The sequence below is a fragment of the Rhodococcus sp. IEGM 1366 genome (genome assembly GCF_033142425.1).
Lineage (GTDB): Bacteria > Actinomycetota > Actinomycetes > Mycobacteriales > Mycobacteriaceae > Rhodococcus_F > Rhodococcus_F globerula.
Genome location: NZ_JAWLRZ010000004.1, coordinates 60973 through 85763, shown reverse-complemented (window position 1 = coordinate 85763; position 24791 = coordinate 60973). Strand labels below are relative to the sequence as shown.

Below are 24791 nucleotides of genomic sequence, written 5' to 3'. Positions count from 1 at the left end.
CTAGCGAAAGCTTGATCTCACAAGGCGCCACATCGACACCAGTAAACCGGGGATGACCCAGACCGCGGTACAGTCACTGCTGCACTCTGCACAGTGACATTTAGCGTGGTCTTGACCCTGCAACGCACGCAACACGTTAAGATCGTGGGTGTCCGCGCGGTGCGCGGACAGATTCAGGAGTGGGTCTCGGCATCACCGATCTACAACGAAGAGGGGTGCAACGTGGCCGCAAACAACAAGCCGACACTCGCCCAATCACCAACGGACAGTATCGATCACGAATCCAAGTCGGCCCTCGGCCGAGCGCTTGTCACGCTCGGCGACATGTGGACTGTGCGAATACTGCGTTCCGTCTTCCTCGGAACGCGACGGTTCCAGGAACTTCGGGACGAACTGGACATATCCGACCCGGTACTCTCACGCCGCCTGCGCAACCTTGTCGAAGCCGGACTGCTGGAGCGAGTCCGCTACCAAACCAACCCGACCCGACATGAGTACCTACCGACCGAGTCCGGCACCGACTTGTGGCGCATCATGGTCGCGATCTGGGCATGGGACCGTACCTGGGCGTCGCCGCGGCACCGCGACGCCCATATCGAACTAACGCACCAGGCATGCGGACACCAGGCCCAACCGATATTCGGCTGCGGACACTGTGGCGCAATAGGATTGACTGCTCGCGACGTCCGCGGGTCCGTGGACGATCGACTTCTCCTGGACGTACGGTCTGAGCGCTCGCGTCGATCACCTGTGATGAGCACCCCGATCGATGCCTCCGAGGTTCTCGGTGACCGATGGTCCACCCTTGTACTCTCCGACGCTTTGACCGGCTCTCATCGGTTCGGCGATTTCCAGGACAGGATCAACATCTCACCCGTCACGTTAACCGATCGACTCAACCTGTTCGTCGAAACCGGACTGATGAGCCGGGAAGCCATTTCCAGCGGCGCCCGCCGCCAAGAGTATCGCCTCACTCCCAAAGGCTTGGACATCTTCTCCGTGTTCGCAACCATCAACTCCTGGGCTCGTCAATGGCTGTCCGAGAACGGGTCTACCGGGCTGTCCTTGACCCACATCTCCTGCGGCAGCGAACTCGAACCCCGTTTCACGTGCAATACGTGCAACGGGGTTCTCGTCCTGGAAGATCTGCACTTCGAGGCAGCCGACCGATCAGAGGTCAACGACCGGTGAACACCGGTGCCCTCTTGCTGAGGAAGGCTGCGACCCCTTCCTTGTGGTCCTCCGACAACTGACACTCGGTCAGCGCCTCGATGTGTGCGTTGAGGTGCTCGTCGCGGGTACGCGAAGGCGCTGCATTGAGCAACTCCTTTGCTCGCTTGATTGCGAACGGAGCACCAGTGCACACACTTTCAGCGAGCCGACGCGCCGCCGCGGGTAGGTCTTCCGGCTCCACAACCTCGAGGACGAAACCGATGTCAGCAGCCTCTTCCGCAGAGATGAACTCGCCAGAGAAGACAAGACGTTTCGCCTGCTGTGGACCCACCTGCTGAGGCAGCAGCCACGTGCCGGCTCCGGTGTCGGGAATCAGACCGCGTTGGACGAAGATCCAGGAAAAACGTGCACGCGTCGAAGCGATACGCAAATCACCCTGCGTTGCGAGCTCGACTCCGAGGCCGGCTGTGGGTCCGTCAATTGCGATGATCGTCGGCTTGCTGCAGTCCCACAGGAACCAGTGCCGACCGTCGGTGTGCCCGACCCGGTCGGAGCCTGTCGTGCCGGGTTCTACGTCATGCAACTCTGTCAGATCTGTACCTGCGCAGAACTGTCCAGGAACTGCGGTCAGGATAATAGCTCCGACCTGCGGATCTGCATCTGCCGCCGCCGTGTAATCGCGGATCGCGTCGTACATGGCGTAGCTGAGCGCATTACGTTTCTCGGGACGATCGATGGTGATCGTCGCGATGCGATCGCTGACCTCGTAGTGAATGAATTCGCTCATACGTTTTCTCCTTCTGCAACAAATCTGAATTCGACCCCACCGAGGATCACGCTCTCCCCGATTCGGGCTGGGTCGGTGGCGATGACATCTACTGCCGTCAGGCCTTTGCGGCCGTCGGCCGGAACAAACGTGATACTCCCCTTCGCAAGTTCAACTGTCGCGTTTCCGAGGACCGGCGCACCGACAACCTGAGACCACTTCTGCGCCATCACTTTCGGGTCGTCTGTGGATATCTCGGCACCGATGATGTCTCGGGCCACGTCGGTGCATGACGCTTCGAAGATCCCGGGTGCAAAGTGCCAGGTGTCGTGCGGCTCTACCTGATCGAATTCTGCGAGCGTACCCAGCGTTTTCGGATGCCACTGGGAGATTCGGTGTCCCTCGAAGCCTTGGACGAACAACGGCGCGATGTCGAGTCGGCCGGCACGGTCGACAAGTTCGTCGAGGTTCGCGACCTGCACGTCCACCATGTAGCCACCTGCGCCCTGACGGGCGACCATCTGACCATGCGGAGAGTCAGCGTCGATCGGAGCGACAATTTCGATGAAAGTATCTGCGAAACTGAAGATCTCATGAATGAAACCCAGTTCTTCCATCGCTTCTACGTCACGAGTGCACGAGGTGAAACCGAAAATTTCGCGAGCCCGTGCGACGGCCTCGCCGAGGTCGGGGACGATCAGGACGATCTGTCGTAAAGCTGGCAGTTTAGGCATGGCGTGTCCTTCGTTCAGGCCGGGGTGGCCGCGGATGTCAGACGTTCGCGCAACTCTCGCTTGAGAATCTTCCCAATAGCGTTGCGCGGCAGAGTTGAAACAATTTCGAGTCGCTCTGGCAGTTTGAACTTCGCCACATCCTGATCAATCAGACGCGAGATGAGAGATTCCAGAGTTGGCGGCGTGGACGGATCTGCCGGTACTACGAACAGGCACATCCGCTCGCCGAGTCGCTCGTCCGGCATCGCCACCGCAGCTACTTCGACGATCTCCGGTTCAGCGATGAGCATGCCCTCGATCTCGGCGGCAGAGATCTTGTACCCACCGCGGATGATCAGGTCCTTTGCCCTGTCAACATGCGTCAAGTAGTCGGGGTTGTGGGTCGAGATCTCGAAGACGTCGCCAGTGCAGAACCAGCCCTGTTCATCGAATCCAGAACGTCCAGCGTGCCAGTATCCAGAGAAAATGGTCGGGCCTTTGAGACGGAGTTCACCGGCTCGGCCGGTTTCGGTAATCTCCGTGCCGTCTTCGAGGTCGACCAGTCGCGCCTGCATCGCTGCAGCGACAGCCGTCCGATAGGGCATACCGGGCACACCGTACCGAGGGAAGAACCGACCCCGCTCGGCCGGATCCGGAACCGTATCGGGATCGGCGTACAACACCCCACCTTCGTTTGATCCGAACAGATTCAGCACCTCCACCCCTCGGTTCGCCTCCCAACGGTGAATCATCCACCCGGACAAAGGCGCCGACCCCGACGACACCGCCCTCAGGGTTGAAATGTCGCGACCTGCGACAACGGAGTCGTCAGCTACCAGCGCATCCAACACCATCGGCGGTGCACACGTGTACGTGACGCCATGGGCCTCGATCTGGTCGATGAAGACGTCAAGAGCCAACGGGTGGTGCTGGATCAGCGTGGCCCCGAGGATCATCCAGGGCACGAACATGCCTGCAAGGCCACCCCCATTGACCATCGGAAACGGATTCAACAAGATGTCGTTCGAGCACAGCTTCGGCGACTGAATACATGATTCGCCCAACACATCCCAGTCTCCGTATGCCCGGGGCACCCCCTTCGGTACGCCCTCCGTTCCGGAGGTCCACACCAGGGTGATGCAATCATTGGGATGCCGCGACAGAGAGCTCACATACTCGTCGAACAGCGGATCCGGTTGCTGCGCAGCCAGATGCGAGTCGATCAGCTCGTACCCCTCGCCGGCCTCCTCACCGAAGGCCAGAACATGGGCTAAAGTGGGAACGTCGAGCGCTGCGGACTCTGCGGCAAGTGGCCGCGAGACCGCTTGTGCCGCAGTCACAAACACCTGCATACCAGCCGCCGTTCCCATGCGCTCGAGCTCATGGCTGCGATACTGCACTGGAAATGGAGTGACAATGCCCCCGAGCCTGGCGACAGCCAGATAGATCATCGGAAGTTCAACGATATTAGGCAATTGGACGCCCACCACTGTGCCAGCCGAAACACCGTGAGCAAACAACACGCGGGCGAGTCGGTCCACCTCGGCTCCAACGTCTGCCCAGGTGAGGCTACGCGGCACACCTGTGGTGAACGACAAGCGATTCGGTGCATCGACCAGCGCTAGCACGTCGGGGCGCTCACTGCTGTGTTCATCGAGTCGGTCGGACCATGTACGTCCGCTCCACCAACCATCGCGCCGGTAACCCTCGGCAACCTCGTCCGTGAACAGTCTCATGCTTAGACCTTCTCCTCGTTCAGAGCGAAACAGCCGTCGTACCCACTCACACTTCCCTGTGAGTCATTTGTGAATATACTATTACATAGGAAGTGACTTGTGATCCACCTCTCATGATGAAGTTTTGTCGAAACATCCAGGTCAGTATGCATATATTCGTGAAAATTGAGAACTTCATCCCCACAACAACTCCGAATGATCCCAAGACTCTGAGCGTTTCTTCAATAGAAGTAGCAACAGATGTTTGCCAAGAAGAGACAGAAAGGTGCACTGTATGAGCGATCTCGTCCAGGTAGACATCCACGACAACGTCGGCGTAGTCACCCTTAACCGACCGCATCGAAAGAACGCGTGGACAGTGCCGATGCAACGCGAATATTTCGACGCCCTACAAACGCTCACCGACGATCCACGAGCGCGGGTTCTCGTCCTGACCGGCGCGGGCGGATCATTCTGTCCAGGCGCGGACACCGAGGCTTTATCCACCTATACCGAAACCGGTACAACCAACCCCGAAGCCGAGACCATCGCCCAACCAGAATGGTTTCCAATCACCGTGCCGAAGGCGGTGATCGCAGCGATCGAAGGACCTTGCGCTGGAATCGGATTGGTGCAGGCGCTGCAATGCGACATTCGCATCGCGTCACCGGCCGCTCGATTCTCCACAGCATTCTCCCGTCGCGCACTACCCCCGATGCATGGCGCCGTGCCACTGCTCGAGCGAGTGGCTGGTGCCGCCACGGCCGCGGAACTACTGCTGACAGGACGGACATTCGATGGACGCGAAGCCGCACACCTCGGCGTCGTCCACCATCTCGCCGACGACCCCCTGGGCGCCGCGATTGAACTGGCCCATGACATGGCCTCACACTGCTCTCCTGCCTCACTCGCACGCATCAAATCAGATCTCTGGGCACCCCATCTGGATCGCATCGCCACTGCTGTCGAGCAAGTCGACGCGATTCTCCCCGAAGTACTCAGCTCAGCCGACTTCCGCGAAGGCGTCGCCAGCTTTGTCCAACGTCGCGCTCCCCGGTTCTCTCCCCTACCAGGGGAATTCGAAAGGACATCATGAATTCTCTTCTACCCCAGCCGCTTCGACTACCCATCGTATCGGCGCCGATGTTTCTGGTCTCCGGCCCCGAGCTCGTTGTCGCAGCCAGCACGTCCGGCATCATCGGCTCGTTTCCCGCGCCTAACTGCCGCACATCCGAGGACCTCGACGCCTGGATGGGAACTATCAACGACGGCGTCAACCGTGCCCGACATGATGGCATCGCGGCCGCGCCGTGGGCACTGAATCTCGTCACCCACAGCACCAACCAACGCCTCTCCGAGGACCTAGCCCTGGTGGCTGAGCATCAGCCACCGATAGTCATCACTGCCCTCGGATCGCCGGCGCCGGTCATGGACGTCGTCAAGAATTACGGTGGCCTTGTAATCGCCGATGTCGTCAATATCAAGCTTGCGCACAAAGCTGCGGGGGTCGGCGTCGACGGTCTCGCCTGCATCTCCGCGGGCGCCGGAGGCCATACCGGGCATCTCTCCCCGTTCGCGTTCGTTTCCGCGGTGCGCGAGTTCTTCGACGGCTTGATAAGCGTCGGCGGCGGCATCAGCGACGGTCACGGAGTGGCAGGCGCAGTCGCGGCCGGAGCCGACTTGGTCTACATGGGCACACGATTCCTCACCGCAGCTGAGAGCATGGCTCCGGCGGAGTACAAGCAGATGGTTGTCGATCATGGCCCCGACGACCTCATCGTGAGTGCCGGCATAACCGGAACCAACGCGTCCTGGCTACGGCCGAGTCTGATCGCCAACGGCCTCGATCCCGACGCACTCATCGGACCGGCACCCCGGGATTACAACTCGACCGCCGGCGCGCACAAGAAGTGGAAGGACGTCTGGGCAGCAGGCCAAGGACTGGGGACAATTCGCGGCGTCGAACCCGTCAGCCAGATCGTCAACCAGCTCGAGGCTGAATATCGAGAAGCCGCGGCGCGATTCGGCGCTCTGGTTTCAGCTTCTGTATGAATCTCAGGCCAGTTTGTCCAACGGTCGACGGCCCTGTGAAACAGCACTGCCCGGGCTGCAAAGCCCGGGCAGTGTCGGCGCTTGCTGCTATCGCGAACTTCCAGCCTCCCTTCCCAAATGGTCAGGAATTGAAGTGGGACGCAGCGCGAAATCGTCGAGCGATTCTCGACGTAACAGAGTCACTACTCGCGCAGTTCGGATGTTCCGGCTGATCGTCGGGAACGTCGAACTGATGATTGCGTACGACAACGCCACCACGGATTCACCAGCCGAAGAAATCAATGCCGTCTGGCATAGTCACGGCCTCGTCGCAACCGTGGTCGCACAATCCTGAGGGATCAGCCCTCACTCCGCTGACGAGGAGTCCTCCGACTTCTTTTCGCGCGGGCCCCAGCCCTCACGGTCGCGCCTGGCTAGTTCGGCAAACATCGCATTGTGCGCGGCCAGGTCTGCGTCGTGATCGCGTTCGGCTGCGCGGTCCGTTCGCACGGCCGTTTTCCGGTCGGAGCGTGACCACTGCACCAGCAGGGCGAGCATGACCACCATCAGCGGGATCTCACCCGTAGCCCAGGCGATACTGCCGCCCAATTTCTGATCGCCGAGAAGATCGTCGTTCCAGCCCAAGCCAAGTGAACGGAAGAACTCGCCGCCCATGATCGTGGTGGTGCTCATCAAGGCGATACCGAAGAACGCGTGGAACGGGAGCGAGCCGAAGACCATGGCCAGTTTGGTCACGGGTTGGAGTTGGCGCGGCGACGGGTCGACACCGATCGCCACCCAGTAGAAGAGATAGCCGCTGAGAATGAAGTGCAGGTTCATCAGCAGGTGCGCGCTGTGGGAATCGACCGTGGCTCCGTAGATACCGCCGAGGTAGAGCACGTAGAAGCCGCCGACAAAGAGAACCGCAGCGACAATCGGGTGAGTGATGAATCGCGAGAACGGACTGTGCAGGGCAACGAGAATCCACTCACGAATGCCGGGTACACCGTCCTTGCCCGCGGGTTCGAGAGCGCGCAACGCCAACGTGATGGGCGCGCCCAAAACCAACAGAACGGGCGCCAGCATCGACAGCGCCATGTGTCCGGCCATGTGAACGCTGAACACCGCGGTCGCGTATTTGCCCACGCCCGACGAGGTCGCGATCAGCAGGACCGCGCATCCGATCATCCAGGAGATGGTGCGGCCGACAGGCCAGGAATCGCCACGCTTCGACAGCTTGCGCAGGCCGAGAAAATACAGAACCGCAGCGACGATCGCGGCTGTGCCGAACATCAAATCGAAACGCCACTCGGTTACGAATGCCATGAACGACGGCGGGTCCGGCAGGTTGTAGCCGAGTTCGACCTCGGGAATGGTCGGGATGCTCGTCGGCGGAGGCGGCGGTGTGCGGCCTAGTCCGATTGCCAGCCCGATGGTGGCAGCAAAGATGATGCCTTCGCCGCCGGCGAAACGGATCAGCGCCGAGCGGGAGTTCGGGTTCTCGGCGAGCGCAGGCAACGCGCGACTGCGCTGCAACCACCCGAAGAATCCGAGGACGATCAGCGCAACGATCTTCGCGACGATCAGGCGACCGTACGTCGTCGTGAACAGGTCGTCGAGTGGGAGACGCACAATCGCGTTGATGACACCACTGAAACCCATGACGACAAAACAAATGGTGGCGACCGTCGAAAAGCGCTGAGCAGCGACATCCGTGTGATCACCGCCGCGGCGAGCGTGGGCCAGGAGCGCAAACAATCCACCAGCCCACAGCGACGCCGCAACGAGGTGCAAGATCAGGCTGTTGGTAGCAATGTCGTGCGAGCCCCCCGACGACGAGTGCCCGGTGAGAGCGAGGGGCATAAGGCCGAGCAAGCCGACCACCAGCAGCAACGGCGTCCACCACCAGCGCAGTGTCAGCCGAGCCAGAATTGCCAGGACCACAGCTATGACGGCCGTCCAGCGCCAGGCACCGGCGATTTCCACCTGATCGAGTCCGGACCACAGATTTGCCGGTTTGATCGCTTCCGAGAACGGCTGACCCGACGTATCGGAGAGCGTCAGCGGAATCAGCACCAGCGAACATGCCGCCCACACGATCGCGGCGTGCGATGCCGTCCGGACCGCTCGATAGCCGTCGACGTCGAGCACACCGGACTTTTGTGGTGGCACGAAAAACGCCGCTAACAGAAGGGAGCCGATCGCGATGACAGCGGCAACCTCGGCAACAGCGCGAACTGCGGGCAGCCCATATGTCGTGATCGCGCCGGGGTCGGGAATGCCGAGCAGGGTCAACGCCTGAGATGCGGAAAACCCGACGACGAGAGCTGCGACCATCCCGGCAATCAGTCCACAGACCACGAAGATTGCGGTCGAAGAAGCGCGGACGCTCGTTTGTGGAGGGGACTGCGTCTGCGCAAGGTCGGGTGTAGCCATAGCTACCAGGGTAGGACCTATGGGATCGTCGACGACAATCCACCTACTACTGTGCGTCGGAGATGGACGTGAACAAGGCCCGCAGAGCGGTCAATCGATCAGCCGGGAGCACGGTGTCGCAGTAGGGCAAGGCCGCTGCCATGGAACCGGTCAGGGGTTCGAACCCGGTCGCACCTGCACGCGGATTGAGCCACACGACCCGGTGGGCGCGGCGCCGGACTCGGGCCAGAGCGCGCACGAGAATGTCGGGATCGTCACTATCCCAACCGTCGGAGGCGATGACGACTACCGCCCCTCTCAAGGTGTGTCCGTGATGTGAGGCGAGCAGTGACGCAAGAGATGTTCCGATGTGGGTGCCGCCGTACCGATCGACAACTCGATTATTGGCTTCGGCGATGGCCGCGTCGGCGCTGCGATGCGCCAGGATCGGAGTGAGCCGGGTCAACGTGGTCGAGAATGCAAAAACTTCGGCGTCGCCGCGCCGGGCGGCGACTCGCATCAGATGTAAATACATGTCCGCGTATCCGTGCATCGAGCGACTGACGTCGCACAGCACCACAATCGTGCGGGGCCGCTGCTGTGGGCGGGCACGGGCGAGGCGGACAAATTCGAATCCGGTGCGCCTCGCGATACTCATACTTGCGCGCAGGTCGACGGTTCCGCGCCGGCCGAGTCTGCGTCTTCTCCGGCGGCGCCGTGGCCAGTCCGACTCCGCTTGTTCGATCCACTGCCCGAGGAGTGCAAGATCGCTCGGGCTCAACTGAGCAAAAGGCTCCTCGGATTTCCCGGCAAGGGCGCTCGGGAGTAGTAGACCCGGCCGAACCTGGTCCGGCACGGCTTCTCGCCCACTCGACGTCGCACGCCCGATCCACGGCACGTCGATGATGTCCGCGCCCCCACTAGAAACACCAGCAACAGGAAGAGTCGCGTCGCCGACCGTGCGGTCACTGCCCACACGCCGCGCAATCGGGTCCAGGCCCAGAGTCGCACCGACAAAAACTCGCTCAAACTGCGCGTCGAAGACCTCGAGATCTTCCTGACGGTTGATCAGAGTTATCCGCGCGGTCCAGTACAACTGTGTCCGGGTGCGTGGCGAGTGGACATGCACGGCTTCACTGAAGTTGGCGGCCCCGACGGCCGACACTCCAACTCCGTGCCGACGCAACAGGTCGACCAAGGCGGTCGCGAAGGCAGCAACATCCACACCGCGCAATAAAGTCGCGCCCGCGTCAGGAATCATCTGCTTCGGCGACGCAGCAACACAAACACGACGATCGCCGCAGCCACCGCAACAAGAAGTGGCAGAGCACGTTTCGCGACGGACCCGCCGGCGAGTTCGACTAAGTCGAGAGGTTCGGCATTCGGTGTTTCCACAGCTTGTGCCGGTCCGGCTAGTTTCTCTTCCAACGATTCCGCGAACTCCCCCATCAACTTCTCCGATACTTGCGTGATCATGGAACTGCCGAACTGCGCCAGTTTTCCGACGATCTTCACATCGGTGTCCACACTCACTCGTGTCTGCGCTCCTTCGGGATGTAGCTGCGCGGTGATGGTGGCGCTCGCATTTCCGGATCCGCGCTTGTCACGGCCGCGGGCATTGATCACAGCCTTGTGTGTTTCTTCGTCCCTCTCCACGAATGTTGCGCGGCCGGCAAATTCGCTGAGCACCGGACCCACTTTGACTGTCACGGTGCCCAGGAAATCGTCTCCCTCGCGTCCGGTCATCTGAGCGCCTGGCAGGAGCGGCGCGATTCCTTCGAGGTCGGTGAGGGTTGTCCACGCCTCCTCGACGGGTGCGGTGACGGTGAATTCGTGTGAGATCTTCATGGTGGCCCTTTCATCAACTCGCCGCGCAGTACCGCGCGATCGTCCGGAGTTTTTGCCAATGCGCCCAAGCTGACAACGACGTCCTCCCGAACCAGATCAGCCACCCCCAAAGTCACAAGAGCCGATACCCAGTCGATGGTTTCGGCGACGCCCGGCGCCTTGTCGAGATCGGCGCCTCGAATCTGTCCGACAAACGCGGTGGCGTGCTCGATCAATGCCAGATTCGCCGACGGCACCATGCGTCGTACGATCGCAACCGCACGCTCCGGCTCGGGATAGTCGATCCAGTGGTAGAGGCAACGCCGCCGGAGCGCGTCATGGAGATCGCGGCTGCGGTTCGACGTCAAGACCACTACCGGAGGGCGCATGGCTGTGAACGTGCCCAGTTCGGGAACCGTGACGGCCGATTCACCCAGAAACTCGAGGAGCAACGCCTCGAATTCGTCGTCCGCACGGTCGATTTCGTCGACGAGCAGCACAGGAGCTGCCGGCCCGCGGTGCCGCACACATCGCAGAATCGGGCGTTCCTGCAGGAACTCCTCGGTAAACAGATCGGCTTCGTCGAGCGCATCCCCACGCGCTTCGGACAGTTTGATCGCCAGCAGCTGACGTTGGTAGTTCCAGTCGTAGAGAGCTTCGTTGGCGCTGAGCCCTTCGTAGCACTGCAACCTGATCAACGGCGCATCGAGCGAGAGCGCCAAAGCCTTTGCCGCAGTGGTCTTCCCCACTCCCGGCTCACCTTCCAGCAGCAGTGGCCGCCCCAGTTCCAGAGCAAGATACAACGCCGTTGCCGTGCCCACATCCAAGAGATAGTCATATGCGTCGAAGCGGCGGATCAACTCCGCGACATCGGAGAATTCGCCGCTCATGTCTTCTCGTACTTATGCCGACAACCCGGTGAACAGAACCACACGTCGACGCCGTCATCCTCGAGATGTGGTGTGTCAGCATTGATGGTGACAGTCATTCCACAGATCGGATCGAGGGCCGTCTTCGCCACCGGGTCATTCCGCGCAACACTCACACCATCGAGACGGATAGCGCGGACCACGTCGACAACGATGGAAAGTGCGATCTCTGCTGGCGTTTTGGCGCCGATGTACATCCCGACCGGGGTGTGAACTCGCGCTCGCTCCGAATCCGTCAACTCCAGTTGTTCGAGCACCGCGGCGCCCCGCACTCGGCTTGCGACCAGGCCGATGTACTGCACTCCGGCATCGAGCGCAGCGCGGATCGTCAGTGCCTCTTCGCCGCCGAGGCTTGCGATAATCACGGCTGTTGCATCCTCAGTCACGGCTTCCGCCGCAGAACTCCGCACAACGTCGAGGTCAAGCACACGGGCAAACTCGACCACCGCATCCACGATCGGGGTATCGCCGTACAGAGACAGCACATGTGCCGGCAGCGTGGGTTCCAAGAATATTTCCATCGCGCCACCGGACAGACACGGGTTGACCACCACGTCGGCACCGCTGGTTTTCGGAAATGGCGGCGCTCCATCGGGAAGTACTCGCAGCAGCACACTTTCACCGCTGTCCAAAGCACCTCTCGCTGCTTCGCGTACCGAATTCTGAGCACATTGCCCGCCGACAAATCCTTCGATTGTTCCGTCCGAGAACACTATTGCCGTATCTCCGGGATGTGCCGACGTGGGTTGCTGGGCCCGGACGACGGTTGCGGTCACAAAGGGGCGCCGCTCACCGATCAATTGCTCGGCGCGCAATCGCACGTCGTGAGTGGTGCCGTTCATTGCCCAACCCTTTCTCAGATCCAGCCTTTCTCAGATAGGTGGCCTACCTCGACCATTCATCGCTTCCCACACCCGCGACGGTGTCAACGGCATGTCCGCGTGCCGAATCCCGAAGGGCTTCAACGCGTCGACCACCGCATTCACGATGGCCGGCGGCGAGCCGACGGTTGCGCTTTCCCCAATTCCCTTGGCACCGATAGGATGGTGGGGCGACGGGGTCACGGTGAACCCGGTTTCGAGGTTGGGTACTTCCATCGCTGTCGGGATGAGATAGTCCATGAGGGAGCCGCCGAGGCAGTTGCCGTCCTCGTCGAAGCTGATGATCTCCATCAACGCCATGCCGATACCGTCGACGATACCGCCGTGCACCTGGCCCTCGATGATCATCGGATTGATCCGGGTTCCGCAGTCGTCCACCGCGAGGAATCTGCGAACAGTCACCTGCGCGGTACCCGGGTCGATGTCGACCACACAGAAGTACGCACCATAGGGATAGGTGAGATTCTCGGGGTTGTAACAGATTTGAGCTTCGAGACCGCCTTCGATCCCCTCGGGCAGATCGGCGGCACCGTGTGCCCGCATCGCAATGTCCGCGATGGTGACCGCTGCCGACGGATCGCCTTTCACATGAAAGGACCCCTTCTCCCATTCGAGGTCCGCGACGGACACCTCAAGCATCCCCGACGCGATGATCTTGGCCTTGTCGCGCACTTTGCGTGCAACCAGCGCAGCGGCGGCACCGGAAACCGGCGTTGATCGACTGCCGTAGGTGCCCAGCCCGAATGGAGTGTTGTCGGTATCGCCGTGCACGACGTCGATATCGTCCGGCGGAATCCCGAGCTCTTCAGCCACGATCTGAGCAAACGTCGTTTCGTGTCCTTGCCCTTGTGTCTGAACCGAAATCCTCACTACCGCTTTACCTGTAGGGTGTATTCGCAATTCGCAACCGTCGGCCATTCCCAGCCCGAGGATGTCCATGTTCTTGCGCGGACCCGCTCCGACGGCCTCGGTGAAGAAGGACATGCCGATGCCCATCAATTCGCCGCGCGAGTGCTTCTCCGCCTGCTCGCGCCGTAGGGCGTCATAGCCGATCATGTCCATCGCTTTGCGCATGGTTGTCGCATAGTCGCCCGAATCATATTTCCAGCCGGTCTTACTCGTGTACGGAAACTGGTCTGGCGTCAACAGGTTTTTCAATCGCAGTTCCGCGGGGTCCATGTCCAGGTCGAACGCCAGGCAGTCGACCAACCGTTCCACCAAGTAGACCGCCTCGGTGATCCGGAAGGAGCACGCGTAGGCAACTCCGCCCGGAGCCTTGTTCGTGTACACCGCCGTCATTGCGCAGTATGCAGCCTCGAGGTCGTAGCTGCCGGTGAAGACGCCGAAGAAACCGGCCGGGTATTTGGTGGGCGCCGCCGTTCCGTTGAATGCGCCGTGGTCGGCCAGCACATGAGTACGAATGGCCTGGATCTTGCCTTCCTTGGTTGCCGCGATCTCCCCGAGCATGATGTAGTCGCGGGCAAATCCTGTGCTGGTGAGGTTTTCGCTGCGATCTTCCATCCACTTGACTGGTTTCCCGGTCACGAGCGAAGCGACTATCGCGCACACATACCCCGGATAGATCGGCACCTTGTTTCCGAACCCGCCCCCGATATCCGGGGAAATCACCCGGATCTTGTGCTCGGGTAAACCTGCCACTAGAGCGTACAGAGTGCGATGCGCGTGCGGCGCCTGACTGGTGGACCACAAGGTCAGCTTTCCGGAGACACGGTCGTAATCGGCAACTGCCCCACAGGTTTCCATCGGAGCCGGGTGCACACGCGGATAGACGATTTCCTGTTTTGTCACAACGTCGGCTGCAGCGAACACCGCGTCGGTGGCAGCTTTGTCACCGGTTTCCCAGTCGAAGCAGTGATTGTCCGTCTTGCCGTCGAGATCGGTGCGGATCACCGGTGCGTCCGGCGACAATGCAGTACGCACGTCGATCACCGGATCGAGGATGTCGTATTCGACTTCGATCAGCTCCAAGGCGTCCCGCGCCGAGTACCGATCCTCGGCCACCACAAATGCGACCTCCTGCCCTTGAAAGCGCACTTTGTCTGTAACCAGTACCGCCTGCACGTCGCTGGACAGCGTCGGCATCCACGCAAGACCTTGCGCGGCCAGATCCGCTCCCGTCACCACCGCCTTCACCTTCGGATGTTCCTGCGCCGCAGTGGTATCGATGCTCACCAGCCGAGCATGTGCCACCGGCGCACGCAGAATTGCGAGATGCAGCATGCCAGGCAGTTGCACGTCGTCGACGTAGTGACCCTGACCTCGAATGAAGCGGGGATCTTCCTTGCGGAGCATTCGCCCATGCCCGCACGGCTTTCCGTCGTTGACCTCCAACTCAGGCGCCGAGTCCACGCTGGTCATGACGCACCTCCTACCGGATGCGCCGCTGCCCACTGCACTGAGCGCACGATCGTCGTGTATCCCGTGCAGCGGCAGATCTGACCGGAAATCGCTTCCCTGATTGTCAGTTCGTCAGGGTCAGGATCGCGATCAAGGAGCGCTCGCGCGGTGATCATCATCCCGGGAGTGCAAAAACCGCACTGCAATCCGTGGCAGTGCATGAATCCCTCTTGAATGGGGTCGAGCACACCATCTCGTTCAAGACCTTCGACGGTTCCGATCTCGTGACCGTCGGCCATAACCGCGAGCATGGTGCACGACTTCACCGGTTCCCCGTCCACCGTCACCACGCAGGTCCCACAATTGCTGGTGTCGCATCCCCAGTGAGTTCCTGTGAGCTGCAGTTGGTCTCGCAGGAAATGCACCAACAACATGCGCGGTTCCACGTCTTCCGACACCGGCTCACCGTTGACCGTCATCGATACCCGCATATCAGTCTTCCCCAATCCTGGTCACAGCGCTTCGCAGAGTGCGGACGGTCAGTACGCCGGCGAGGTGGCGTTTGTAGTCGGCACTTCCGCGCTGATCGGTGACGGGCTCGCAGGCCTGCTCGGCCATCTCCCCGGCGCGCCGGTAAACCTCCTCGGACGGCGCCTTGCCCTCCAGATATCCGGAAATCGCGGCCAGCGCCTGCGGATCGGAATTGACCGCAGTAAGGCCGAGCCGTCCTCTCCTAATCGCGCCGCCTTCCATCCACACCGATGCACCCGCAGCCGTGATCGCCCAATCCCCCACGCGCCGTTCCACCTTTGCGTACGCGCTCGAACTGTTGGCCCTGCTCGCAATCCGAACCTCGACCAGAATCTCGTTTGTGCTGAGGGCCGTCTCATAGGGGCCGACATGAAATTCCGCCATCGGAATGTCGCGGGTTCCCGAAGGACCACGTACGACGCACGTCGCCTCCAACACCGAGCACACGGTGCTGAGGTCTTCCGCGGGGTCGGCCTGACACAACGAACCGCCGATGGTTCCGCGGTTTCGCACCACCGGATCGGCGATCACTTTTTCCGCGTCTCGAAAGATCGGGAAGGCGCCGGCAAGGTCGTCGGATTCGAGTAACTGACGATGACGCGCCATCGCGCCGATCCGAACGTGTCCGTCCCCGAACGTGATGTAGCCAAGTTCCTCGGCCAAGTCGTTGATGTCGATCAGATACTCGGGGTTTGCCAGTCGCAGCTTCATCATCGGAAGCAGGCTGTGTCCGCCCGCAACAACGCGCGCCTGATCGCCCAGTCGCTCCAGCAATCCGATGGCGTGGTCGATACCGGTTGCCCGCTCGTACTCGAACGGCCCAGGAACCTGCATGTGATGCACCCCACATTCGACTGTCATCTCAGCTTCTGCCGAGCGTCACAGCGAGTCAAGAGTGCCACAGGCGGTCGTGCATTTCCCCAGGTCAGCGGCTCTCGGATTCCCCTGAACTGCGGTGAATCGGGCCCTCCAACCCGCTCAGCGGCTTGCCCTCACCACCCCACCGGAGCGCGATGATCTCCGCCGCGATCGACACTGCGGTTTCCTCCGGCGTTCGCGCGCCGAGGTCCAGACCGATCGGACTCGCCAGCCTCGCCAACTCGAGGTCGGTGACACCTGCCGCCCGCAATCGTTCGAGCCTGTCTTGATGTGTGCGACGCGAACCCATCGCGCCGACAAACCCGACTTCCGGTAGTCGGAGCGCAACCTCGAGCAGGGGCACGTCGAATTTCGGATCGTGAGTCAACACGCAGATGACCGTGCGTGAGTCGATTGCCCCGGCTTCCGCCTGTGCTGCCAAGTACCGATGCGGCCAGTCGATCACCACTTCGTCGGCTGTCGGAAACCGTGACGGAGTCGCAAAAACCTCGCGGGCGTCACACACCGTCACCCGGTACCCGAGAAATGAACCTTGCTTGGCGACCGCGGCCGCAAAATCGATGGCGCCGAATACCAGCATCCGGGCGCGGGGAGCGTAGCTCGCGACAAAAACCCGCATCCCCTCACCTCGACGCTCACCGTCCGGTCCGTACGTCAGCACTTCCGTACGTCCTGCCGCCAACAGGCCACGAGCGTCGTCGGTTACCGCGGAATCCGCGCGCGCCGATCCGATCGAACCGTCCGTGGTGTCCGGTCGTATCACCAGGCGTCGGCCCACCCATAGCGGATCCTGGTGAGCAATGACGGTTGCCACCGCTACCGGGCGATGCTCCTCGACATCGGCGGCCACACTCTCGAGACTGTCGAACGTCTGCCTCGACACAGCTTCGACAAAGACCTCGATCGTGCCGCCGCATGTCAGCCCCACCGCAAAGGCGTCGTCATCGGCAACGCCGTACCTTTCTAGGGTCGGTACACCGGATTCGATTACCTCCGTGGCTGTTTCATACACGGCCCCTTCGACGCACCCACCCGACACCGAGCCGGTCACCGAACCGTCCGGGGCCACCAGCATCGACGCGCCCGGCATCCGGGGAGCTGACCGGAACGTCCGCACCACTGTCCCGACACCTGCCGTACCGTCGGCTCGCCACACCTTCATCAGTTCGGACAGAACATCCCGCATCTGCAGCTCCCATTCGGTGTCTTCTCCTATCGAGCGTATTCCAGACGGGGGTGATCGAGCGCTGTCACGCGGGAAGGTAATATCGTCTCCGCGCCTCCGTAGCTCAGGGGATAGAGCAAGAGCCTTCTAATCTCTTGGTCGCAGGTTCGAATCCTGCCGGGGGCACCATACTTTCTGGTCAGAACGGTGGTGGCTCGTTCACCACGTGGGATGGAATCGCAGCGCGAGCAAGTGGTCGCCGTCGCCGCCATCCCGCCACCGTGGAATCGAGCATGAACTCGAGATCTGCCTCGACACCCCGGCCATGGCATCGGAACAATCGCTCGACCACATGACTTTCCGTAAGCCGGAACCGCTCGACTTCATCGGACTGCACATCGGGATCACAAAACGCACCCCGCGGCTTCGTCACGACAAGAGAACCAGTCGGTGCGACCCATTCGAGTTGGCCACCTCCGATCTGCCGCACGGTCCAGTACCCCCAGGTCTTGAGCCGATGATGCTTGCGGCACACGGATGCCAGATTCTGCTCCGTGGTGAGCCCACCGCGGTCAGGATTCTCGTGATTGAACGCCACCGTGTGATCGAGATCGCAATTCTCGGCCCGTACAACACAATTCGGGAACCGGCACGTACCGTCGCGGGTCCGGACCGTCCGCGCAAGCGCAGCCGAAGGTCGATACGTCCACTCCTCCCGGTACCGCTTCCGCGCTGCAACGGCGGCAGGTGACACTAATGGTGCGCTCGACCGCCTACCCACTCCGAGTACAGGTCCGCCAGTCTTGAAACCATGTGTTCCCGTGAGGTTTTGGCAGAGAATCTGACGATCCTTCTCCGAGAGCGTCAGCACTTGCCGCCACACACCGTCGGCCGCGATTTCCCGCGCCAACTCCGCATCGATAGCACCGTATCCATGCAGAAAAGCCGGCAGATCATCAAAACCGAGCAACGTGGAAACATTGACGCCCACCAGAATTGTCGCTTGCGACGGGGCTGATGTCGGCTCCACATCCCGCCCGCAATCAGTGCCACATGCACAGGCGAGAACTGCCCGCCCCTCCGACAGCGCTACCAAGGCGTCGGCGCGACGTTGCGCCAAGGTTCGAGGATCGCGCGCACATACCTGCCGCGACATCGTCTGCAGCTTTGCCGCCACGATGTGCGCACCAACCGCCGGCAGCACACCGTCGAGCGTCGACATACCGTCGACACCCGCACTGATCCGCACATCGCGGTCTTCCTGCGCGCGCCGCCGCCGAGCGCGCACACCTTCCGGATCATGGCGTGCGATCAGGCTGCGCGCTCGGGCCTTGAGCCTGCTGCTGCTGCATTTGTCGGCGCCGTCCAGAAGTAACTGTTCAATGAGATCAAGTGCATCATCGGACACATTTGCCAGCGCATCCGAAAGCGCTGTCGCCTTACCGAGATCAATCACTCCCGACGCAAATGCCGCAGACACCCGATGCAACCGCAAGCGCAGATCGCACCCCAACGAGATCATCCGCGTCGCCGCATACTCGGTGATACTCAGAACGAACGCAACTTCGACATGTACGAATTCACCCTGAACCGCGGCATTGCGACCGGCATTCTCATCCTCGGAACACCGCTCGAAGTACAGCGACGTGACGGCATCAACTTCGAGGAACTGGGCGCGCGCAATGGACGCATGTCCTTCGACCAATGCATCCACAATGCCGCTCATCAACACCCCCAAGTTCGAACGTATATTCGATTCTAGCAGCAATCAATACCTATGGGAATATCTGCGTCACAACACTTTTGAATAAATCAGCGCCGGCGCGGCCTTCTCCAACCTGTCCAGGGCCGCAACCAACCGCACAAAATGATCGGTGTGCGTGTGAGCGTCCAGGTGTGCTTGGGATTCCCATTCCTCCACCAACATCAGCTCACCGGGATTGTCGCTTTGCTGCAGCAATTCGTAGCTGATGCAGCCGCTCTCCTTGCGGGTCTCGCGAACAAGTTCGCGATAGATACCTATGACCTCCGCGAGATTTTCCGGTTCGACCGCACTGCCCACCAACACCCTGATCGCTGACATTCGGCAATCCTGCCCGAACCCACCGACAAGTCGAGGGCAGGCGCAATGTCTGTGAAACATTCCCGATACAGAAGGTTCGTAAAGTGATCGGCAATCGGGTCGCAACAAGCTGCCCTGGGCCGCGCGAGGGGTACGTAGATGAGTGGAAATGCAGTTCGTCTGCAAGCGATCAAGGACGTCGAGGCCTACACACCTCCCGTCGTGAGTTTCTCAGGCGACGAAGCTCCCGGCGAGGTGTTCGGCGCCAACGTGTTCAACAAAGTGGTGATGCAGAAGCGCCTGCCCAAGCAGATCTACAAGTCCGTGATCGCCACGATCGAACAGGGCAAGCCCCTCGACCCGGCGGTTGCAGACGCCGTTGCATCGGCCATGAAGGACTGGGCACTCGAGAAGGGCGCCACCCACTACGCGCATGTCTTCTACCCACTGACCGGACTGACGGCCGAGAAGCACGACAGCTTCTTCGAGCCGGTCGGCGACGGGTCTGCGCTCGCCGAATTTGCGGGCAAGACACTCATCCAGGGTGAGCCGGATGCCTCGAGCTTCCCCAACGGCGGCCTGCGCAATACGTTCGAGGCTCGCGGTTACACCGGCTGGGACGTCACCAGCCCGGCATACGTTCTCGAGAACCCCAACGGCAATACCCTCTGCATCCCTACGGTTTTCGTATCGATGACCGGCGAAGCGCTCGACCACAAGACTCCGCTGCTCCGTTCGCAGCAGGTGATGGGCGTGCACGCCGAACGCATCCTGAAGCTGTTCGGCCACACCGAACCCGAGCAGATTGTGTCCTTCTGCGGTCCCGAGCAGGAGTACTTCCTGATCGATCGGCACTTCTTCCTCGCCCGCCCCGACCTGCTCAATGCCGGCCGGACACTCTTCGGCACCAAGCCACCCAAGGGCCAGGAGTTCGACGACCACTACTTCGGCGCCATCCCCGAGCGAGTCCTCGGCTTCATGATGGATACTGAACGCGAACTGTTCAAACTCGGCATTCCCGCGAAGACCCGTCACAACGAGGTTGCTCCCGGCCAGTTCGAGATCGCGCCGATGTTCGAGCGCGGCAACATCGCCGCCGACCATCAGCAGCTGTTGATGACCACGTTCAAGACCGTCGCCAAGAAGCACGGCATGGAGTGCCTGTTCCACGAGAAGCCGTTCGACGGTGTCAACGGCTCGGGCAAGCACGTCAACTTCTCGTTGGGTAACTCGGAACTCGGCAGTTTGCTTGTCCCAGGCGATAATCCGCACGACAATGCTCAGTTCCTGGTGTTCTGTGCAGCTGTGATCCGCGCCGTCCACAAGTACGCGGGACTCCTGCGCGCCTCCGTGGCGTCGGCTACCAACGATCACCGCCTCGGCGCCAACGAGGCTCCGCCCGCGATCATCTCGATCTTCCTCGGCGACCAACTGGCCGACGTGTTCGAGCAGATCGCCAAGGGTGCTGCGACGTCGTCGAAGGACAAGGGCACCATGATGATCGGTGCCGACACGCTCCCCGTTCTCCCCACTGATCCCGGCGACCGCAACCGGACCAGCCCATTTGCCTTCACCGGCAACAGGTTCGAGTTCCGCGCTCCGGGTTCCATGCAGACCGTCAACGGTCCGATGGTCACCATCAACACGATCATGGCCGAAGCTCTCGACTACATGGCAACCGAACTCGAAACGGCAGTTGCCGACGGTGCCGATTTCGACACCGCTGTCCAGAACCTGCTGACCGACATCATCACCAACCACGGTGCAGTCGTCTTCAACGGTGACGGCTACTCGGAAAACTGGCAGATCGAAGCGGAGGCACGCGGACTGCCCAACCTCCGGACCACGTTGGACGCTTTGCCCGAACTCATCTCCGAATCCGCTTTGGAGCTCTTCGACAAGTACAACGTCTTCAACCATCGAGAGATGCACAGCCGCTACGAGGTCGGCCTCGAGCAGTACGCGCTGAGCATCGGCGTCGAGGCACGCCTTGCGGTTGAGATCGGCACGACGCTGATCCTGCCCGCCGCAGTCCGCCATCAGACCGAGATCGCGCAGAACTTCGTCGCATTGAAGGCTGCCGGCCTCGAACCGGATTCAGCACCGCTGACCGAGGTTTCCGAACCGGTGACCGCTCTTCGGGCAGCACTTGCCGCTTTGCGCGCGGCGATCAAGGAAATTCCCCACGACTCGCCGCTCGAAGCTGCCACGCATGCGCAGGAGGCATTGATGCCGGCCATGGCGGATGTTCGCACCGCTGCGGATCTCCTGGAAACCATGGTTGCGGACGACCACTGGCCGCTTCCCACCTATCAGGAAATGCTCTACATCCTCTGACGACAGAGAATATGGCCTGCAACCGAATTCCGGTTGCAGGCCATATTGCTATGGCATATTTCTATTCCATATTTCTATTCTGCGGGCATTCTCATCTCCAGGAGCTGAGCCTCACCGGTTGTCGCGGGGTCCGGCCGGTCGCGCGAATCCGACGACGACATCTTCATACCCGTCAGGTCGGTCTGCATATAGATCACGTTGTAGCGATCCCACGTTGTAGCGACAAACTCGAGAGTGTTGCCGGTTCGAGAGGTCCACGGGTGCATGAACCCGCCGTACAGGCTCGGCAGGGTATATCCGCTCAGAAGGGTCTGCGTGCCACTCCACGGCCCCTCGGGATGATCGGCCTGCCGAATCACCAGACTGCCGTCCGCGCTGGTGTACATCGCGACGTACTTGTCGAGATAGTCGTTCCACTGCACCGCGAGTTCACTGACCGGGGCCTTGATGACCTGCACCGCGTCGTCGGAGTTCGCACTCCAACCCGAACCGTCCCAATACGTGTAGGCAAGGGGATTTCGCAGTTCTGCACCGAGGACACGCGCCAAAACTGCCTTCCCGAAGCGTCCCGACGGGGTGCCGTACTCGTAGATATAGCCGTCGCCACCGTCGACGAACGCGCTCTGCTGAAAGTTCTCGTTGATCGAGGACACAGCCGGAATTCCCGGAATGTCGAGGCCAGGAGTGTTGGCGCGTACCGTCACGGGATCGATGTCCCAGTTCTCGCCGTTATCCGTCGAGTAGGCCAGCGCCGAGTAGTTGGTTGTCCAGGCGCCCGGCTCGTCCCACGTACGAACCGACATGAACCGGATGTATTGCACACCGCCGTAGGAGATGCCGGCCGTCGGGATCGTGGTGAACTCGAACGGGATGCCGAATCCGGGGATGATCTCCTTGGAGTGATTCGGAAGGTCCTTGGGTGAACTGTCGATCCGAAGCCGGTCCTGGAAATCGGTGTTACTACTGCGGAAGAGCACATTGCTGCGCCAGTCGTCGCCGTCGACCTCGCAGTCGCCGACAGTGTCACCGAATGCCATCAGTACGTTGTGGTCAGCTCCGGAAAGCCCGTTGTCCCACATGATTCCAAGATCTGTACCGGAGACGTTGAACCGGTTGATCGTGTCGTTCGGGCTGCCAGGGCCGGTCACCATTTCGATTGCCTTGGTCCGGCCGGTCAATACGGGCAATGCGCCGTTCGGTGCGCCCGTGATCCAGGGCAGCGAATTGACCAGCGATCCCGTGCCGGCAGAGCCAGAGAGGGACCCCGTCATCGAACCTGTCAGCGAGCCAAGCGAACCGGTACCGCCTGCCCCACACGGTCCACCTATCGCCGATGCCGCTGGGGCTGACGCGATGGTTGCCGCAATCGTGACTACACCTATGGACAACAACGCTGACACAGACCGTTTCGAGCGCACACGCATCCCCTCTGTCTATTTGTTCGCTCCGCCAGCAAACCACCAGCGCAGTGTTAACAGAGTGAAAGAAGAGCAAATCGTTATAAAACGGTCACTTGATTTCCAGGAAAAACCCGGTGTGGCGGATTTCACCTTCACCCAACGGATGCCGGATTGGGCAACAAAGGCGCCTACTATGTAACGGAAATGTAAAAAAGTACTCACAATGTCAGGTAGGTGAGCGGTGTCCGTACGTGACCGCGTAGCGCAGATTTATGATCAGGTGTTGGTTCGCAATGCAGGTGAGCCGGAGTTCCACCAGGCTGCAGCCGAAGTTTTCGAATCTCTCCACGTCGTACTCGAGCGCCACCCGCGCTACGCCGACGCCGGGCTGATCGAGCGCCTCTGCGAACCGGAACGCCAGATCATCTTCCGCGTGCCGTGGACCGACGACAACGGCAATGTTCACGTCAACCGTGGCTTCCGCGTCCAGTACAACAGCGCACTCGGCCCGTACAAGGGCGGCCTGCGGTTCCACCCCAGTGTCAACCTGGGCATCGTGAAGTTCCTCGGCTTCGAGCAGATCTTCAAGAACTCCCTCACCGGCCTGCCCATCGGCGGCGGCAAGGGTGGATCGGACTTCGATCCCAAGGGTCGCACCGACGCAGAGGTCATGCGTTTCTGTCAGTCCTTCATGACGGAACTGCAGCGCCACATCGGTGAATACACCGATGTTCCGGCCGGCGACATCGGCGTCGGTGGTCGCGAGATCGGTTACCTGTTCGGCCAGTACAAGCGACTGACCAACACCTACGAGTCCGGTGTTCTCACCGGCAAAGGCATCACCTGGGGCGGGTCTCAGGTCCGCACCGAGGCCACCGGCTACGGCGTTGCGTACTTCGTCGCCGAAATGCTCAAGGCCAAGGGCGAAGACCTCGAAGGCAAGAACGTCGTGATCTCCGGATCCGGCAACGTCGCCATCTACGCGATCCAGAAGATCCACAAGCTCGGCGGCGTCGCGATCGCCTGCTCCGACTCCTCGGGGTACATCGTGGACAAGAAGGGCATCGACCTCGACCTCCTCAAAGAGATCAAGGAAGTTCGCCGCGGCCGCATCAGCGAGTACGCCGACGCCGTTCCGCACGCGCAGTTCATCGCCGGCGGTTCCATCTGGGACGTGCCGTGCGACGTTGCACTCCCCTGCGCAACCCAGAACGAGCTCGATGAAGACGCCGCAAAGACCTTGATCGCCAACGGCGTTCAGGCTGTTGCCGAAGGCGCGAACATGCCCACCACCCCCGGTGGCATCGCACTCTTCCGCGACTCCAACGTCGCGTTTGCTCCGGGTAAGGCAGCAAACGCCGGTGGCGTCGCCACCTCGGCTCTCGAAATGCAGCAGAACGCGTCACGCGATTCCTGGAGCTTCGAGTACACCGACGAGCGTCTCGCCCGCATCATGCGTGGCATCCACAGCCGCACCATCAACACGGCTGCCGAGTACGGCAAGCCTGGCGACTACGTGCACGGCGCGAACATCGCCGGCTTCGTCAAGGTCGCCGACGCCATGATCTCGCTGGGCGTTATCTAAGAAGTACCGTCTAACCGGCAAAGG

The 24791-nt window shown here is 61.1% G+C and carries 21 protein-coding genes and 1 tRNA gene; 7 read left to right on the top strand and 15 right to left on the bottom strand.

Annotated features, from left to right (window positions below; translation table 11 throughout):
• The first annotated feature begins 144 nt into the window (after nt 1-144).
• Nucleotides 145-1191, top strand: coding sequence for a helix-turn-helix domain-containing protein (locus R4P64_RS13160; protein WP_317821167.1), 1047 nt, complete (start codon nt 145-147; stop codon nt 1189-1191).
• Here R4P64_RS13160 and R4P64_RS13155 read toward each other — a convergent pair.
• From R4P64_RS13155 to R4P64_RS13145, 3 genes are read right to left on the bottom strand one after another with little or no spacing between them, the layout of a single operon-like run.
• Complete coding sequence (locus tag R4P64_RS13155) at nt 1178-1960, bottom strand: enoyl-CoA hydratase/isomerase family protein (protein WP_317543348.1); 783 nt, start codon at nt 1958-1960, stop codon at nt 1178-1180. The two genes, R4P64_RS13160 and R4P64_RS13155, sit on opposite strands and share 14 nt — an antisense overlap.
• On the bottom strand, nt 1957-2673 hold the full coding sequence (locus tag R4P64_RS13150; protein ID WP_317543346.1) for a VOC family protein: 717 nt from the start codon (nt 2671-2673) through the stop codon (nt 1957-1959). The genes R4P64_RS13155 and R4P64_RS13150 overlap by 4 nt, the downstream gene beginning before the upstream one ends.
• Nucleotides 2674-2687: 14 nt before the next feature.
• Nucleotides 2688-4388 (bottom strand): class I adenylate-forming enzyme family protein, encoded by a 1701-nt coding sequence (locus R4P64_RS13145; protein ID WP_317821165.1) that lies wholly within the window; start codon nt 4386-4388, stop codon nt 2688-2690.
• Nucleotides 4389-4662: 274 nt separating this feature from the next.
• Here R4P64_RS13145 and R4P64_RS13140 point away from each other — a divergent pair, with 274 nt between their 5' ends.
• From R4P64_RS13140 to R4P64_RS13130, 3 genes are all read left to right on the top strand, one after another.
• The gene (locus tag R4P64_RS13140) at nt 4663-5463 is read left to right on the top strand and encodes an enoyl-CoA hydratase-related protein (protein ID WP_317821163.1); all 801 of its coding nucleotides are present in this window, start codon (nt 4663-4665) and stop codon (nt 5461-5463) included.
• Entirely contained in the window at nt 5460-6419 is a 960-nt protein-coding gene (locus tag R4P64_RS13135; protein ID WP_317821162.1) for a nitronate monooxygenase, read from the top strand. The genes R4P64_RS13140 and R4P64_RS13135 overlap by 4 nt, the downstream gene beginning before the upstream one ends.
• 133 nt (nt 6420-6552) lie before the next feature.
• Nucleotides 6553-6753 (top strand): hypothetical protein, encoded by a 201-nt coding sequence (locus tag R4P64_RS13130; protein WP_317543338.1) that lies wholly within the window; start codon nt 6553-6555, stop codon nt 6751-6753.
• An 11-nt stretch (nt 6754-6764) separates the two neighbouring features.
• Here R4P64_RS13130 and R4P64_RS13125 read toward each other — a convergent pair whose 3' ends face one another.
• The 9 genes from R4P64_RS13125 to R4P64_RS13085 all read right to left on the bottom strand — a co-directional run bounded on the left by R4P64_RS13125 (nt 6765) and on the right by R4P64_RS13085 (nt 17404).
• Nucleotides 6765-8834 (bottom strand): cytochrome c oxidase assembly protein, encoded by a 2070-nt coding sequence (locus tag R4P64_RS13125; RefSeq protein ID WP_317543336.1) that lies wholly within the window; start codon nt 8832-8834, stop codon nt 6765-6767.
• A 46-nt stretch (nt 8835-8880) separates the two neighbouring features.
• Nucleotides 8881-10074 carry a vWA domain-containing protein gene (locus R4P64_RS13120; protein ID WP_317821161.1) on the bottom strand — a complete coding sequence of 398 codons (1194 nt, stop codon included), beginning with the start codon at nt 10072-10074 and terminating at the stop codon, nt 8881-8883.
• Nucleotides 10071-10661, bottom strand: coding sequence for an SRPBCC family protein (locus tag R4P64_RS13115; RefSeq protein WP_317821160.1), 591 nt, complete (start codon nt 10659-10661; stop codon nt 10071-10073). Before R4P64_RS13115 ends, R4P64_RS13120 begins: the two co-directional genes overlap by 4 nt.
• Nucleotides 10658-11530 carry an AAA family ATPase gene (locus tag R4P64_RS13110; protein ID WP_033232804.1) on the bottom strand — a complete coding sequence of 291 codons (873 nt, stop codon included), beginning with the start codon at nt 11528-11530 and terminating at the stop codon, nt 10658-10660. The genes R4P64_RS13115 and R4P64_RS13110 overlap by 4 nt, the downstream gene beginning before the upstream one ends.
• A complete protein-coding gene (locus tag R4P64_RS13105) occupies nt 11527-12411 on the bottom strand; it encodes an XdhC family protein (RefSeq protein WP_317821158.1) in 885 nt (294 codons plus the stop codon). The genes R4P64_RS13110 and R4P64_RS13105 overlap by 4 nt, the downstream gene beginning before the upstream one ends.
• 30 nt (nt 12412-12441) lie before the next feature.
• Entirely contained in the window at nt 12442-14829 is a 2388-nt protein-coding gene (locus tag R4P64_RS13100) for an aerobic carbon-monoxide dehydrogenase large subunit (protein ID WP_116102823.1), read from the bottom strand.
• Complete coding sequence (locus R4P64_RS13095) at nt 14826-15299, bottom strand: (2Fe-2S)-binding protein (RefSeq protein WP_092808723.1); 474 nt, start codon at nt 15297-15299, stop codon at nt 14826-14828. Before R4P64_RS13095 ends, R4P64_RS13100 begins: the two co-directional genes overlap by 4 nt.
• A gap of 1 nt (nt 15300) precedes the next feature.
• Entirely contained in the window at nt 15301-16173 is an 873-nt protein-coding gene (locus tag R4P64_RS13090) for a xanthine dehydrogenase family protein subunit M (RefSeq protein ID WP_317821154.1), read from the bottom strand.
• A gap of 91 nt (nt 16174-16264) precedes the next feature.
• Nucleotides 16265-17404, bottom strand: a complete 1140-nt coding sequence (locus tag R4P64_RS13085) for an XdhC/CoxI family protein (RefSeq protein ID WP_317543324.1) — start codon at nt 17402-17404, stop codon at nt 16265-16267.
• A gap of 92 nt (nt 17405-17496) precedes the next feature.
• On the opposite strand from R4P64_RS13085, the gene R4P64_RS13080 reads away from it, so the two are divergent.
• Nucleotides 17497-17572, top strand: a tRNA-Arg gene (locus R4P64_RS13080).
• 10 nt (nt 17573-17582) lie between these two features.
• Here the strand turns inward: R4P64_RS13080 and R4P64_RS13075 are convergent.
• Nucleotides 17583-19109, bottom strand: coding sequence for an HNH endonuclease signature motif containing protein (locus R4P64_RS13075; RefSeq protein WP_317821152.1), 1527 nt, complete (start codon nt 19107-19109; stop codon nt 17583-17585).
• 66 nt (nt 19110-19175) lie between these two features.
• Nucleotides 19176-19466, bottom strand: a complete 291-nt coding sequence (locus R4P64_RS13070; RefSeq protein WP_141486159.1) for a putative quinol monooxygenase — start codon at nt 19464-19466, stop codon at nt 19176-19178.
• Between the two features lie 138 nt (nt 19467-19604).
• On the opposite strand from R4P64_RS13070, the gene R4P64_RS13065 reads away from it, so the two are divergent.
• Entirely contained in the window at nt 19605-21782 is a 2178-nt protein-coding gene (locus tag R4P64_RS13065; RefSeq protein WP_033232790.1) for a glutamine synthetase III, read from the top strand.
• Nucleotides 21783-21856: 74 nt separating this feature from the next.
• Here R4P64_RS13065 and R4P64_RS13060 read toward each other — a convergent pair whose 3' ends face one another.
• Nucleotides 21857-23206, bottom strand: coding sequence for a DUF4185 domain-containing protein (locus R4P64_RS13060; RefSeq protein WP_172936727.1), 1350 nt, complete (start codon nt 23204-23206; stop codon nt 21857-21859).
• Between the two features lie 217 nt (nt 23207-23423).
• On the opposite strand from R4P64_RS13060, the gene gdhA reads away from it, so the two are divergent.
• Nucleotides 23424-24767 (top strand): NADP-specific glutamate dehydrogenase, encoded by a 1344-nt coding sequence (gene gdhA, locus R4P64_RS13055; RefSeq protein WP_033232785.1) that lies wholly within the window; start codon nt 23424-23426, stop codon nt 24765-24767.
• Nucleotides 24768-24791 lie beyond the last annotated feature (24 nt).

Excerpts from the sequence above, each read along its gene's own strand:
- R4P64_RS13125 (WP_317543336.1), bottom strand. The coding sequence starts at position 8,834 with ATGGCTACACCCGACCTTGCGCAGACGCAGTCCCCTCCACAAACGAGC.
- R4P64_RS13115 (WP_317821160.1), bottom strand. The coding sequence starts at position 10,661 with ATGAAGATCTCACACGAATTCACCGTCACCGCACCCGTCGAGGAGGCG.
- R4P64_RS13085 (WP_317543324.1), bottom strand. The coding sequence starts at position 17,404 with ATGCGGGATGTTCTGTCCGAACTGATGAAGGTGTGGCGAGCCGACGGT.
- R4P64_RS13150 (WP_317543346.1), bottom strand. The coding sequence starts at position 2,673 with ATGCCTAAACTGCCAGCTTTACGACAGATCGTCCTGATCGTCCCCGAC.
- R4P64_RS13075 (WP_317821152.1), bottom strand. The coding sequence starts at position 19,109 with ATGAGCGGCATTGTGGATGCATTGGTCGAAGGACATGCGTCCATTGCG.
- R4P64_RS13090 (WP_317821154.1), bottom strand. The coding sequence starts at position 16,173 with ATGCAGGTTCCTGGGCCGTTCGAGTACGAGCGGGCAACCGGTATCGAC.
- R4P64_RS13095 (WP_092808723.1), bottom strand. The coding sequence starts at position 15,299 with ATGCGGGTATCGATGACGGTCAACGGTGAGCCGGTGTCGGAAGACGTG.
- R4P64_RS13140 (WP_317821163.1), top strand. The coding sequence starts at position 4,663 with ATGAGCGATCTCGTCCAGGTAGACATCCACGACAACGTCGGCGTAGTC.
- R4P64_RS13110 (WP_033232804.1), bottom strand. The coding sequence starts at position 11,530 with ATGAGCGGCGAATTCTCCGATGTCGCGGAGTTGATCCGCCGCTTCGAC.
- R4P64_RS13065 (WP_033232790.1), top strand. The coding sequence starts at position 19,605 with ATGAGTGGAAATGCAGTTCGTCTGCAAGCGATCAAGGACGTCGAGGCC.
- R4P64_RS13135 (WP_317821162.1), top strand. The coding sequence starts at position 5,460 with ATGAATTCTCTTCTACCCCAGCCGCTTCGACTACCCATCGTATCGGCG.
- R4P64_RS13105 (WP_317821158.1), bottom strand. The coding sequence starts at position 12,411 with ATGAACGGCACCACTCACGACGTGCGATTGCGCGCCGAGCAATTGATC.
- R4P64_RS13060 (WP_172936727.1), bottom strand. The coding sequence starts at position 23,206 with ATGCGTGTGCGCTCGAAACGGTCTGTGTCAGCGTTGTTGTCCATAGGT.
- R4P64_RS13155 (WP_317543348.1), bottom strand. The coding sequence starts at position 1,960 with ATGAGCGAATTCATTCACTACGAGGTCAGCGATCGCATCGCGACGATC.
- R4P64_RS13120 (WP_317821161.1), bottom strand. The coding sequence starts at position 10,074 with ATGATTCCTGACGCGGGCGCGACTTTATTGCGCGGTGTGGATGTTGCT.
- R4P64_RS13145 (WP_317821165.1), bottom strand. The coding sequence starts at position 4,388 with ATGAGACTGTTCACGGACGAGGTTGCCGAGGGTTACCGGCGCGATGGT.
- R4P64_RS13070 (WP_141486159.1), bottom strand. The coding sequence starts at position 19,466 with ATGTCAGCGATCAGGGTGTTGGTGGGCAGTGCGGTCGAACCGGAAAAT.
- R4P64_RS13100 (WP_116102823.1), bottom strand. The coding sequence starts at position 14,829 with ATGACCAGCGTGGACTCGGCGCCTGAGTTGGAGGTCAACGACGGAAAG.